This is a genomic window from Streptomyces sp. NRRL S-1813 (genome assembly GCF_000719605.1).
Taxonomy (GTDB): Bacteria; Actinomycetota; Actinomycetes; order Streptomycetales; family Streptomycetaceae; genus Streptomyces; species Streptomyces decoyicus.
In genome coordinates, this window is the sequence record NZ_JOHB01000038.1 from 25649 (window position 1) to 38734 (window position 13086).

Sequence of the window (13086 nt, forward strand, 5' to 3'; positions counted from 1 at the left end):
ACACCCGTACCCCGCTGACGGCCCGTTGTGTCATCCCCGCCCGGCATTGGTGTCGTCGCTTCCTCCAAGGGGGCGGCGCGGGAGGCCGCAGACCTTCGTGCGTCCGGTGCCTGGGGTGCGCGGGCCGGTGCCCGATAGCGTCTGGCGATGATCGCTGCAACGGCCACCTATCGCCGGGTGATGGCCCTGAGCGGGCCGGTGCTGCCCGTCATCTCCTTCCTGGGCAGGCTCCCCACGGCCATGTGCCAGCTCGGCAGTCTGCTGCTGGTGGCACGGACGAGCGGCTCGCTGGCCACCGCGGGCCTGGTCGGCGGTGCGCTGGCGGCGGGGCAGACGGTGGGCGGGCCGTTGCTCGGCCGGCTCGCCGACCGGCACGGGCAGCGGACGGTGGTGCTGGCCGCCTGCTGGTTCGATGCGTTCGCCGTGGCCGCGCTGGTGGCCGCCGCCCTGGCCCGGGCCGGGACTCTGCCGCTGGCCCTGATCGGGCTGCTCGCCGGTGCCGCCGTACCGCAGATCGGGCCGCTGGCCCGCACCCGGCTGGTGGCGCTCGCTCATCGCGCAGGGGCCGACGACCGCCTGATCAACACCGTGCTGTCCTTCGAAGGAACCCTGGACGAGACGTCGTTCGTGCTCGGCCCGGCCCTGGTCGGGCTGTCCGCCACGGTGGCCCACCCGGCCGCGGCGCTCGCCCTGGCCGCCCTGCTGCTCGCGGTCTGCGGCTCGGCGTTCGCGCTGCACCCGACGGCTACGGCGCTGCATCCGAGGGCCGAGGCGCTGCATCCGACGGCCGGGGCGCGGGGGGCCTCGGCCGGGGCACCGCCCATGACCGCGGCGCGCCCATCCACGACCGAGGTCCGCCCCGCCCGCGCCCGCACGCCCCGCGCCGTGCACGGCATGCGTGCCTCGATGGCGCTCCAGGGCGTCATCTTCGGCGCCTGCCAGTCCGGTATCACGGCGCTGACCGAACGTCTCCACCAGCCCGCCCAGGCCGGGCTCGTCTACGCCGCGATGGGGGTGATGAGTGCCGTCGCCGGACTCTCGCTGGCGCTGGTGCCCGCCCGGATCACGCTGCCGACGCGCCGGCGGGCGGCCGCCGTCGCGCTGGTCGTGCTGTCCGTACCGCTGCTGTTCGTACGGTCCCTGGGGGCGCTCTATCCGGTCGTCGTGGTGCTCGGGGTGGCCTTCGCGCCGCATCTGATCACGCTCTTCGGCCTCACTGAACGGCTGGTGCCCGCCGGCCGGCTGGCCGAATCGATGGCGTTCCTCACCAGTGCGGTGGTCGGCGGCCAGGCGCTGGCTCTGGCCGCCGCCGGCCGGCTCGCCGAGGCGTACGGCCCCTCCGCCGCCTTCGCCGTCGCCGTCGGAGCGGCCGTCCTGATCCTCCCTCTCGCCCTCGGTGCCCCGGCCCGGCGGCGGGCCGCCGCTCCTACGCCGGCCGCTGCAACACCAGCAGGCTCCGGCCGATGAGCGTCAGCCGGTCACCGGCCTTGACCTTGGCGCCGCCGCCGTCCGCCACCGCCTGCGGCCGGTCGGTGTCCACCACGATCTGCCACTGCCGGCCGAGGTGCTCCGGAACCCTGAACTCCTTCTCCTGGTCGTGGGCGTTGAACATCAGCAGGAACGAGTCGTCGGTGACCGGCTCGCCCCGTGGACCCGGCTCGGAGATCGAGCTTCCGTTGAGGAACACCGCCAGCGACTTGGCGTGCACCGACTGCCAGTCACGCGGCCCCATCTCCTCGCCGTCCGCCGTGAACCACACGATGTCGGACAGCTCGTCGTGGGCGCCCTCGATCGGGTGCCCCTGGAAGAACCGCCGGCGCCGGAACACCGGATGGTCGCGCCGCAGCCACACCATCTGCCGGACGAACGCCAGCAGCGCCAGCTGCTCCTCGTCCCCCTCCGCCGCTACCTCCGCCTCCTCGTCCGCCTCCTGCGCCCCCTCCGCTTCGTCGGACTCATAGGGGTCGTCGGCGCCCCCGACCGGAGCCCGCTCCGGCCAGCGCACCCACGACAGCTCGTTGTCCTGGCAGTACGCGTTGTTGTTGCCGTCCTGGCTGCGCCCGAACTCGTCCCCGTGGCTGAGCATCGGCACGCCCTGCGACAGCATCAGCGTGGCGAGGAAGTTGCGCATCTGCCGCGCCCGCAGCCGTCGCACCCCGGAATCGTCGGTCGGTCCCTCGGCGCCGCAGTTCCAGGACCGGTTGAAGCGCTCACCGTCCCGGTTGTCCTCGCCGTTGGCCTCGTTGTGCTTCTCGTTGTACGCGACCAGATCGTGCATCGTGAAGCCGTCATGGCAGGTCACGAAGTTCACCGAGGCCAGCGGCCGACGGCCGTCCTCCTGGTAGAGGTCCGAGGAACCCGTCAGCCGGGACCCGAACTCCGCCAGGGTGCGCGGCTCACCCCGCCACAGGTCCCGCACGGTGTCCCGGTACTTCCCGTTCCACTCGGTCCACAGCGGCGGGAAGTTTCCCACCTGGTAGCCGCCCTCACCGAGGTCCCACGGCTCGGCGATCAGCTTCACCTGGCTGACGACCGGATCCTGGTGCACCAGATCGAAGAACGACGACAGCCGGTCCACCTCATGGAACTGCCGGGCCAGCGTCGCCGCCAGATCGAAGCGGAATCCGTCCACCCGCATCTCCTGCACCCAGTAGCGCAGCGAGTCCATCACCAGCTGGAGCACATGCGGGCTGCGCATCAGCAGCGAATTCCCGGTGCCCGTGGTGTCCATGTAGTACTGCTTGTCGTCCGACAGCCGGTAGTACGAGGCGTTGTCCAGCCCCCGGAACGACAGCGTCGGGCCCAGATGGCTGCCCTCTGCGGTGTGGTTGTAGACGACATCGAGGATCACCTCGATACCGGCCTGGTGCAGCGCCCGCACCGCCGTCTTGAACTCCAGCACCTGCTGCCCGCGGTCGCCCCAGGACGCATAGGCGTTGTGCGGGGCGAAGAACCCGATGGTGTTGTAGCCCCAGTAGTTCGTCAGCCCGGCGTCCACCAGCCGGTGGTCCTGGACGAACTGATGCACCGGCATCAGCTCCAGCGCGGTCACCCCGAGCTTGGTCAGATGGTCGATGATCGCCGGATGCGCCAGCGCCGCATAGGTGCCGCGCAGCTCCTGGGGAAGCTCCGGGTGGCGCATCGTCAGGCCCTTCACATGGGCCTCGTAGAGCACCGTCTCGTGGTACGCGGTGCGCGGCGGACGGTCGTCACCCCAGTCGAAGTACGGATTGACCACGACCGACGCCATGGTGTGCGGCGCCGAGTCCAGGTCGTTGCGCACCTCGGGGCGTCCGAAGTGGTAGCCGTAGACGGCCTCGTCCCAGTCGATCCGGCCGCTCATGGCCCGTGCGTACGGATCGAGCAGCAGCTTTGCCGAGTTGCAGCGCTGCCCCCGTTCCGGTTCGTACGGACCGTGCGCCCGGAAGCCGTAACGCTGCCCCGGCATCACCCCCGGAAGATAGGCGTGCCGCACATTGGCGTCGCTCTCGCGCAGCTCGACGGCGGTCTCCGAACCGTCGTCGTGCAGCAGACACAGTTCGATGCGCTTCGCGGCTTCGGAGAACACCGCGAAGTTGGTGCCCGCCCCGTCATAGGTGGCACCCAGCGGATACATCTGTCCCGGCCAGACCTGCATGGGTAGACTCTTCCACTTTCTTCTCGGGCGCTGCGGCGACTCCACGACACACATCCGCGGAACGAATCGAAATCCTTCCCCAACTTTTCGCAACTTCTCGTACACAGAGGGCTTTTCGCGAGATCTCCGCTCAATGGTGGAGCAACCTGTCCCGATGTCGGATCGTCCTACTGGTCGTCCTACTGGAGGACGGACGGGGGACCGACATGCATGTCACGGGACGTGACAGCAGGGGGGAACCGTGCACCATCTGATGCACCGCCACCTCGGCAAGGTCGTCGCGGGGGCCGCCATCGCGCTGACGGGCACCGCAGTCATGGCCGCGATCACCTTGCCGTCCGACGCCGGCGCCGCCGACGGAACGGCCGGCCGGAACCGCCCCGGTGCGGTCGGCGCGCCGGCACCGGGACGCGACCAGGGACCACCACCACCGCCCGGCGTCGTCGAAGGGGCCCGCCCCCAGGGCGAGCGCGGCCAGGGCAGGGACCCGCTCACCGACGACGAGCTGCGGCGCGCCCAGGACCTGGCGCTGCCGCGGACGCCGCGCGGCGCAGCGGTGGACGTCACCGGACGCCCCGGCCCCGAACGCCTCACCACCGACCTGGCCGAACTCGCCCCCTCGGAGGCCGGGCTCGCCGACCCGCCGCGCCGCGCGCTGGTCTCCTTCTACGACTACAAGAGCGACAGCTACCTCACCAGGACCGTCAACCTCACGACCTCGAAGGTGGAGTCGACGGACACCCAGCACGGCGTCCAGCCGCCGCCCAGCCACGCCGAGGCCGTCGAGGCGGCCAGGCTGCTGATCGCCGCCCCGCTGGGATCCGGGCTGCGCCAGGACTACCGCGACGCCACCGGGCGCGACCTCACCGGCCCGGACCCGCTCTCCGTCACCGGCTTCGTCTACCGCGGCCGCGCGGAGGGCGAGGCGCCGGGCGCGCTGGGCGACTGCGGGGAGCACCGCTGTATCCGGCTCTTCACCAAGGTGAAGAACGGCCGGTGGATCGACACCCGCCGCTTCGTGATCGACCTCAGCGCCCGCACCGTCGCGCGCCTCGGCTGACGCGCCCCGCACCGCCGACCCCCACCACTCCTTCCCCGGGAGCCCTTGCCATGCCCGAAAGACGCCCCGCCGGTACCCGCCGCCCGCGCCGCCGCGCCGCGGTCCGCACCGCGGCCCCCCTGCTGCTCGCCGCCACCGCCCTGCTGACCGGCCCGTCCGCCCAGGCCGCCCCCGAAGCCCCCGCCGCACCCGCACCCGCTCCCCGTTGCAGTGCCGCCTATCGCATCACCCAGACGCTCGACGGCGGCACGGTCTGGCGCATGTGCTGGCATTACGAAGGCAACGCCGGGCTCGTCCTGGACGACGTCTCCTACCAGCCCAAGGGCGAACGCACCCCGGTCAAGGTGCTCACCACCGCCAAACTCGCCCAGATCCACGTTCCCTACGACGACGGAGGGAACGAATACGACGACCTCACCGGCCAGGGCTTCGCCCAGGGCCTGATGAAGCTCGACCCCGCCGAATGCCCCGGCGGCACCATCAAGACCGTCAGGGTGCCCGGCGCCTATGACGCCGCGCACCCCGACGTCAGCGGCCTGTGCGCCACCACCCGCGCCCGCGGCCATGCCTACCGGATGGGCCCCTACCCGGGCGAACACGCCAAGACCTACCAGCTCCAGGGCAAGGACCTGCTGCTCTACACCGTCAACAAGGTCGGCTGGTACGAGTACATCAGCGAGTGGCGGTTCTCCGGCGACGGCACCATGACCCTTCAGGTCGGCGCCACCGGCACCGTGTCACCCGGCGACTACGACGCCGGTGACGGCCGCGGCGCGCCGATCGGCAAGGGCGCCAAGGACTACGCCACCAGCCACAGCCACAACGTCTTCTGGCGGCTCAACTTCGGCCTGGACGGCAGCGCCGCCAACAAGGTCGAGCAGTTCGACTCCGCCACCACCATCCGCCCCGGCGGCCAAACCCCCACCATCCGCACCACCCGTACGCCCGTCACCAAGGAGCTGGCCGGGGACTCCGGCGCGCTGCGCTGGTGGCGGGTGGTGAGCGCCACCGGCAAGAACAAGGACGGCCACCCGCGCTCGTACGAGATCGTCCCGGGCCCCACCAGCAAGTACACCGGGCGCAGTTACACCACACACGACATCTACTTCACCGAGTACAATAAATGCGAGCAGTTCGCCAGCAACAACCTGGCCAACTGCGGGGCCCGTGCCGGCAAGAGCGTCGACACCTGGGTCAACGGCCAGCCGCTGAAACACCCCATCGCGTGGGTCAACATCGGGTTCCATCACATCGCCAGGGACGAGGACCAGGAGCCGATGCCCGTGCACTGGCAGGGCTTCCAGCTGGTCCCACGCGATGTCACGGCTATGAATCCGCTCACTCCACCCGCGCTGTCCGGGCACAACGGGCACTATAGGTAAGGGGAGTTGGCAACCGACTCGATCCATCCTGCTGCACCGTCTCCCGCACCGCAGTAGTCTGCCTTGATCGTTGGCACGGGGGTTCGGGAAGGCGGTGGCAGGTGAGCGGCGGGCTGGAGTTGCCCCCTGGTGACGAGAGTCAAGAGGGTCATGAGGGCGGCTCCGTCGACGCACCGCCCGGCGCGGTGTCCCTGGCACGCCCGCTGGAGATCGGGGCGGAGCTGGACTGGGGCGCCGACGCCTGGAGCGAGGTGCGCACGCGGGCCCGGCGGGCCGGCCGCGCCTACATCTGGCTGAATCTCGTCGAGCAGCGGCTGCGGGCCGTCGTCGCGGCCGTCCTGCGGCCCATCTACGAGCCGGTGCACGGCGACGAATGGGTCATCGCCGCGGCCGGTCCCGCCGGACAGGAGTGGGTCCAGCGCGCGGTGGCCGTCCGCGAGGTCAGCCGCCGCAAGGGCTACCTCCTCGACCCCGCCGACGACAACATCGTCAGCTTCCTGACGCTGCCGCAACTCCGCGAACTGATGGTCCAGCACTGGCCCTGCTTCGAGCCGTACTTCGACGACCGCCGCGAGGTCGAGCTGGCCCTCGACGAACTCGAGGTCGCCCGCAACATCGTCTCCCGCAACCGCGCCCTGTCCGAGACGGTGCTCGCCCAGGCCGAGCGTGCCTCCGCCCGTCTCCTGGACATCCTCGGCTCCGGCGTCGGCACCCGTATCTCCGGACGGCTGCCCATCGACGCGGTGGAGGACCTCGTCGGCGACCGCTACGCCGACGTCGTCGGTGTGCACTCCGACCGGGTGCGGCTTCAGCGCCAGCTCCCCGCCGAGGACCTCTTCGGCAACGCCCGCCGGCTCGACGCCGTCGGAATAGGGCTGAACCTCCTGGTCCAGAACTACTCGGGCCGCCGCCTGGTCCGGCTCGCTGAATCGGGCTGCCGCGTCCGCCTGCTCTTCCTCAACCCGGCCAGCAGCGCGGTCCGCCGCCGGGAGCGCGAAATCGGCCTGAAAAAGGGCGAGATGAGCCGCTCCATCGAAATGAACATCCTCCACATGCGACGGGTGCGCGCCCGGCTGCGCGACCCCGGTGCCTTCGAGATCCAGGTCTTCGACGAGACCCCGCGCTTCACCGCCTACCTCGTCGACGGCGACGGCCCCGACGGCGTGGCCGTCGTCCAGCCCTACCTCCGCAAGAGCCGCGGTATGGAGTCCCCCGTCCTCGTCCTCCGCGGCGGCGGCCGCGAGGTCGTCCGCCAGGACGGCCGGGACGCCGGCGACCACGGCCTCTTCGAGACCTACCGCGAGGAATTCGAGAGCATGTGGGCGGATTCGCGGCCGGTCTCCTGACGGGGCCGCCGCCGCCCGTCGTCGGGCTGCTGCCGGCGCCTTCGGAAGGCGAGCCTGGTGCGGCTGCGGCTCGCACCGGGCCACTTCGCCCACTCCATTGCCCGATTCCTACGACGTCCCCGTGATCCCGCCGTCGACCCGCAGCTCGATCCCGTTGACGTAATCGGCGCGCGGGCTCGCAAGGTAGGCGACCGCGGCGGCGATGTCCTCCGGGCGCCCCAGCCGTCCGCTCGGGTTCGGCGCGTACTCCGCGACGATGCCCGCCTCGTCGGGTCCGCCCTCCGGACCGGCCCCGTTGTCCTCGCCCGCCGCCGCCCGTTCCTCGAACATCCGGTACATGGACGGGGTGACGATCACCCCCGGACTCACACAGTTCGCGGTGACCCCGGTCCCGGCGAGGTGCCCGGCCAGGCTGGTGGTCATGTTCACCACGGCGGCCTTGGCCGCGGAGTACGCCGCCATATGGGGGAGCGGCGTCCGCACGGCCCGGCTGCCGATGGTGATCACCCGGCCCCAGCCGTGCGCGCGCAGCGACGGCAGCAGCGTCTGGCTGACCCGCACCGTCGGCAGCACATTGCCCTCGAAGGCGGCCCGCCAGTCGGCCGGCCCGGAGCTCTCCCAGTCCTGCTCGGCGAACGGACCGGCGTTGTTGACGAGGATGCGGGCCCCGAAATCGCGTGCGGTGAGAGCGACCTGCTCGGCGACGCCCGGCTCCGTCAGATCGCCGAGCACCACTTCGGCCCGTACACCGCGCGCCGCGACCTGCTCGGCGACGGCCGCCGCGGCCCCCGCGTTACGCCCGTGGACGAGGATCTCGCAGCCCTCGTCCGCCAGCGTCTCGGCGATCGTCGCGCCGATCCCCGAACTGCTGCCCGTCACCAGCGCGCCATGTCCTGCCAGCCGTAGGTCCATGGCGGTCAGCCTAGGGGCGGCCGGGGACCACGGCTCCTGTGCCGCGACAGGTGGCCGGTCGATTGTCAGTGGTGCGTGGGAGAGTGGGCGAGCAACGGGGGAAGTACCACCGAAGGAGGCCGCATGAGCGAGGGCAGCGAGCGGATCGATAAAAGGTGCGCGCCGAGCGAGTGCGAGGCCGAGCGAAGCGAGGTATCGGCATGAGCGAGGGTCACGAGCGAATCGATAAAAGGTGCGCGCCGAGCGAGTGCGAGGCCGAGCGAAGCGAGGTATCGGCATGAGCTGGCATCAGGAGCTGTTGGTCAGCTTCGATCTGGAGACCACGGGCACGGACGTCGAGCAGGACCGCATCGTCACGGCCGCGCTGATCCGGATGGAGGGGGACGGCCGCGCGGTCGAGAAGCTGACCTGGCTGCTCGACCCCGGCGTGCCGATTCCCGATGAAGCTGCGGCCATTCACGGCATTTCGACCGCATATGTCCAAGAGCACGGCCGCTCGCCGGTGACCGCCATAGAGGAAATCGCCGAGGCGCTGGCCGAGGCCCTGCGCGCGGACATCCCGCTGGTGGTGATGAACGCCCGCTATGACCTCTCCCTCCTGGACCGCGAGTGCCGGCGCCACGGCCTGCGCACGCTGACCGAGCGCCTCGGACACGAACCCGCACCGGTCATCGACCCCCTCGTCCTGGACAAGCATGTGGACCGCTACCGCAAGGGGAAGCGCGCGCTCCAGGCGCTCTGCGGGCACTACGGCGTCCGGCTGGACGGCGCACACGAAGCGGGCGCCGACGCGGCGGCCGCGGCCGGGGTCGCCCGGCGCATCGGGGAGAAGTTCCCGGCTGTCGCCATCCCCTCGCCCCGTGCGCTGCACGCCCTCCAGGAGCAGGCGGCCGCCGAACAAGCCGCCGCGTTCCAGGCGTATTTGCGGCGCTCCGGCGACCCCCAGGCGATAATCGAGCCGGCCTGGCCCCTGATCCCGTACCAGGCCAGGGGCTGAGCGGGAACGGAAGCGGGGACGGGGTGGGGACGGGAACGGGGCGCTACGGCGCTGTCACGACCGAGACCGGCTCAGAAGGGGTACCACCGCACTGTGGCGTCCTTGTCGCGCAGTGAGGCGATCCGGCGCCGGAACTCCTTGAGCGCCGCCGGGTTTCCGGGCGCGTGCTGGGAGACCCAGGCGCAGCTCGCCGTCTCCCGGGACCCGCGCAGCACGGCGCAGCCCTCCCAGTCCCGTACGTCCCAGCCGTAGACGGACACAAAGGTGTCGTACGCGTCCGGGGACAGGCCGTAGCGGTCCCGGCTCAGTGCCATCACGACCAGGTCGTGTTCCCGCAGATCGGAGGAGAAGGTTTCCAGGTCGACCAGCACCGGTCCGTCGGGGCCGATATGAACGTTGCGGGTCAGCGCATCGCCGTGGATGGGGCCGCGGGGCAGTTGCGGCTCCAGGGCGGTGGCGGCCGCCGTGAACGCATCCCGCCGCCCGCGCAGATACTCCGCGTCCGGCGCCGACACGGCGTCGCCGGCCAGCCGCAGCCAGCGCTCGACGCCGCCGAGCAGTTCGCGCCGGGGCAGCGTGAACGGCGGCTCCGGCAGGGCGTGGACCAGCTTCAGCAGGGCGGCGAGATCGTCAGGACCGGCGGGGCGGACGGCCTCCGGCAGCCGCTGCCAGTACGTCACGGGATGCCCGTCGACCAAGGTGGCCACGGGCTCCGCGGCCCGTACGGCCGGCACGCCCTCGGCCGCCAGCCACTGCGCCACACCGAGTTCCCGCTCGGCCCGCTCCAGGAGTTCGGCGCTGCGGCCCACCCGTACGACCGGCCCGTGGTCGCCGAGGGCGAAGACGGCGTTTTCGCCGAGCGAGAGCAGCGCGGCATCGGCTGCCGCATCGGGGCGTCCGGCCGCGGCCAGTACATCCCGGGCGCGCGCCTCCGTGAAGGCGGCAGGGCTCGGTTCGGTCATCGGGATGCCTCCTGAGGTGCGTGAACGCGACCAGTGTCGCAGGTCCGCCGGGCAGCTCCGGGAGACCTCCCGGGTGGGGAGATCCTTCAAGGAATCCGGCCGGGACCTTGACTGAGGTGGCCGCCGTCACGACGATGACGGCGGCCGGAAGCGGCCGACGGGGCAGAGGGGGAGCGATGGCAGACGTGCCAACGGCTTGGGCCTGTCGTTGGGATCAGGCCGAGCCCGGCCTGATCCAAAGGACAGGCCCTGGGGCGTGTCCTGAGGAGTCCCTGCTGTGACCCTGGCGACCGCGCCACGGCGGTCCACCGCATCGGCCGCGGACCGCACCGACCGGCGCCGGCGTGACCACGGCGTCTGGTTCCTGGTGCTGCCCGCACTGATCCCGATCCTGGTACTGAGCGCGGGGCCGCTGCTCTACGGCATCGGACTGGCCTTCACCGACGCCCAGTCGGGCCGGACCCAGGCCACCCGTTTCGTGGGGCTGCTGAACTTCTCCGATCTGTTCCAGGACTCCCTGTTCTGGGACTCCTTCCGGATCGGACTGGTGTGGGCCTTCGGGGTCACCGTCCCGCAGTTCGTCCTCGCCCTCGGTCTTGCCCTGCTGCTCAACCTCAATCTGCGGCTGCGCTGGCTGGCCCGCGCGCTGGCGATCATTCCGTGGGCGATGCCGGAGGTCGTCGTCGGCATCATGTGGCGGCTGGTCTACCACCCGGACGCCGGCATCCTGAACGAGACGCTGCGCGGCCTCGGCCTCTCCGGAGCCGGGGACGGCCGGGACTGGCTGAGCGGGCTGGCCACGGCACTGCCCGCGGTCATCGTCGTCGGCGTGTGGGCCGGGATGCCGCAGACCACCGTCACCCTCCTGGCCGGCCTCCAGAACGTGCCACGCGAATTGCACGAGGCCGCCGCCATGGACGGCGCGGGCGCCTGGCGCCGCTTCCGTACCGTCACCTGGCCCGCCCTCAGGCCCATCGCGCTCGCCGTCACCGCGCTCAACTTCATCTGGGAGTCGAACCATTGGGGCCCGAAAGTGGCCTGACCTGCGGGTTCCTCACTGGGAAACCCCCAAGTGGGAAACAAGTGGGAGATGATCTAGGAATTGGCTTCCCGGATCTGCTGTTGCAGCGTCTCCCAACGCGCCTGCATCGACTCCATGATGGCACGCTCCATCGGCACCGTCACGCTGGAGTAAACGCCCTCGACGCCCGGTACCTCATGGCCCATGCGGGACTCGGTCGCGAACTTGCTGTGCCCGTCCTCGTCCAGCCACGCCTTGTGCCCGTGCCGCAGCAGGTACAGGCGTTTCCCCTGGAACGTTGGTACGGCCGGGATCGCAGGCCGAGGCTTGCGCACGCGGGGCCCCTTCCGTTCCTCGCAGCCGTCGGCGATCGGCCGCCAGTATTTGTAGTCGAAGTTCACCGCGCCGAGGCTCCCGCCCTGGATCGCGGGGAACACCCACTTACTGGTGTGGCTTGCTTGCAGCTTGTCCAGCATCTCGGCGAGGAAGACCGGCACCACAAGAGGGCGGTACGAGTCGTACTTCGGGGGGAAGAACTGCAACGTGCCCCCTGAATACTGAACTTGGCGCTCTACACGAATCGCTGGCATCAGGCCGTCGCCCTTGCCGTACCGCTCCATGTCCTCCGCGTACCGTTCCTCCTCGTCCGGATCGGTCCGCGGGTCGGTGCCGGGCCAGGTCGGGTAGCAGTACTCACGTGTGAGCCCGTACAGCTCGGCCGGCCGCATACCCGTCATCGCCATGGTCCACATGAAGACGTAGCCGGGGAACCCGAAGAAGATCTCGGCGTTGTGCGCCAGCTGCTCGACGACGGCCGGTGCCATGTCCTTTTTCCGCTCGCGCTTCTTCTTCGTGAACTTCCCGCGCCGCCGGGTGCGTTCGACAGGGGACGTCTTGATGAGGCGAGGCACGGCGTCATCGAGAACCATGCCCAAGACCATCATCACGTTTCCTGCGCTGCCCGCGCCGAGGACGCTGTTCACGTGCTTCCGGAATGCCCGGTACGCGAGCACGTCGACGTCAGCCACAGTCTTCCGGGCGAAGTACGGCCGGATGTGGTTTTCGACGACCGAGCGGTATTGGCGTTCGGTGAGGTGGCCGTGGTCCATGCCGGTGAGCCAGTCGTCCAGCCACTCGGTCATGAGCGTGGCGCCGTCGCGGTTGCTGACGTGGGTGCCGTGCCGGATCTCGTACAGCTGATCGCGCCCGTAGTCCATCGCCGATTCCTCGTCGAGGAAACCGCCCTTGGACTCGTACCTCTTCCGGCCGTTGGGCAGGAATTCGCCTGACCACCACTTCACGCGGCACGTGCCGCCCCGCCACTCGATGTGGATGTGTTCGTCTGGCCGGGCCATGGTTTCTCCCCTCTCAAGGCAGCGAGGCCGGCGGAAGTATCCGCCGGCCTTCGCGCTGACTGCGTTCAGTTTGCCGTGCCGAAGAAGCATCCGCGGCAGGTATCGCAGTCCATCCCCTCGCGCCTGGCCAGTTCATGCAGGGCTCGGCGTGCCATGCCGTTGACTTGGACCTTGGGCGACGCCACGCAATACGCCCTCCCCGCCCTTTTGTTGATCGACCCGGTGAAGTTCTCGCCGAGATCGGCTATGACGAGCTGACCGTGCTGCACCATGGCTCCCCTGGATCGTCGTCGGGAACCCCCCAAGGCGTTCACCCACTGTCGCATATTCAACCGGTTCTGTGGCCGGTTCGTACCAGGGTGATTCCGCTTGTGTACGTTGCGTGTTGATAACCCGCGAAGGTTGTACGGATAA

General features: G+C 70.4%; 10 protein-coding genes and 1 pseudogene. 6 read left to right on the top strand and 5 right to left on the bottom strand.

Features of this window, described 5'->3' with window-relative positions; all coding sequences use genetic code 11:
- Window positions 1–147: 147 nt before the first annotated feature.
- Window positions 148–1467 carry a hypothetical protein gene (locus tag IF67_RS0133600; protein ID WP_030992149.1) on the top strand — a complete coding sequence of 440 codons (1320 nt, stop codon included), beginning with the start codon at window positions 148–150 and terminating at the stop codon, window positions 1465–1467.
- Here IF67_RS0133600 and glgX read toward each other — a convergent pair.
- Entirely contained in the window at window positions 1427–3637 is a 2211-nt protein-coding gene (gene glgX, locus IF67_RS0133605; RefSeq protein ID WP_030992152.1) for a glycogen debranching protein GlgX, read from the bottom strand. The two genes, IF67_RS0133600 and glgX, sit on opposite strands and share 41 nt — an antisense overlap.
- A 241-nt stretch (window positions 3638–3878) precedes the next feature.
- Between glgX and IF67_RS0133610 the strand changes: the two genes are divergently transcribed.
- The 3 genes from IF67_RS0133610 (at window position 3879) to IF67_RS0133620 (ending at window position 7425) form a co-directional block, all read left to right on the top strand.
- Complete coding sequence (locus tag IF67_RS0133610; protein WP_078889784.1) at window positions 3879–4697, top strand: Tat pathway signal sequence domain protein; 819 nt, start codon at window positions 3879–3881, stop codon at window positions 4695–4697.
- A 50-nt stretch (window positions 4698–4747) separates the two neighbouring features.
- Window positions 4748–6079, top strand: coding sequence for a copper amine oxidase (locus IF67_RS0133615; protein WP_030992155.1), 1332 nt, complete (start codon window positions 4748–4750; stop codon window positions 6077–6079).
- Window positions 6080–6180: 101 nt separating this feature from the next.
- Entirely contained in the window at window positions 6181–7425 is a 1245-nt protein-coding gene (locus tag IF67_RS0133620; protein ID WP_030992157.1) for an SAV2148 family HEPN domain-containing protein, read from the top strand.
- 108 nt (window positions 7426–7533) lie between these two features.
- Here IF67_RS0133620 and IF67_RS0133625 read toward each other — a convergent pair whose 3' ends face one another.
- Entirely contained in the window at window positions 7534–8337 is an 804-nt protein-coding gene (locus tag IF67_RS0133625) for an SDR family NAD(P)-dependent oxidoreductase (RefSeq protein ID WP_030992159.1), read from the bottom strand.
- 277 nt (window positions 8338–8614) lie between these two features.
- Here IF67_RS0133625 and IF67_RS0133630 point away from each other — a divergent pair, with 277 nt between their 5' ends.
- Window positions 8615–9334 carry an exonuclease domain-containing protein gene (locus tag IF67_RS0133630; protein ID WP_030992161.1) on the top strand — a complete coding sequence of 240 codons (720 nt, stop codon included), beginning with the start codon at window positions 8615–8617 and terminating at the stop codon, window positions 9332–9334.
- Between the two features lie 71 nt (window positions 9335–9405).
- Here the strand turns inward: IF67_RS0133630 and IF67_RS0133635 are convergent, their stop codons facing one another.
- Complete coding sequence (locus IF67_RS0133635) at window positions 9406–10296, bottom strand: aminoglycoside phosphotransferase family protein (protein ID WP_030992163.1); 891 nt, start codon at window positions 10294–10296, stop codon at window positions 9406–9408.
- A 277-nt stretch (window positions 10297–10573) separates the two neighbouring features.
- On the opposite strand from IF67_RS0133635, the pseudogene IF67_RS0133640 reads away from it, so the two are divergent.
- Window positions 10574–11314: pseudogene (locus IF67_RS0133640) on the top strand (carbohydrate ABC transporter permease); the annotation flags it as partial.
- 77 nt (window positions 11315–11391) lie between these two features.
- Here IF67_RS0133640 and IF67_RS0133645 read toward each other — a convergent pair.
- Both IF67_RS0133645 and IF67_RS0133650 read right to left on the bottom strand, forming a co-directional pair.
- Complete coding sequence (locus tag IF67_RS0133645; RefSeq protein WP_158713204.1) at window positions 11392–12762, bottom strand: integrase; 1371 nt, start codon at window positions 12760–12762, stop codon at window positions 11392–11394.
- A complete protein-coding gene (locus IF67_RS0133650) occupies window positions 12738–12944 on the bottom strand; it encodes a hypothetical protein (RefSeq protein WP_030992168.1) in 207 nt (68 codons plus the stop codon). The genes IF67_RS0133645 and IF67_RS0133650 overlap by 25 nt, the downstream gene beginning before the upstream one ends.
- Window positions 12945–13086 lie beyond the last annotated feature (142 nt).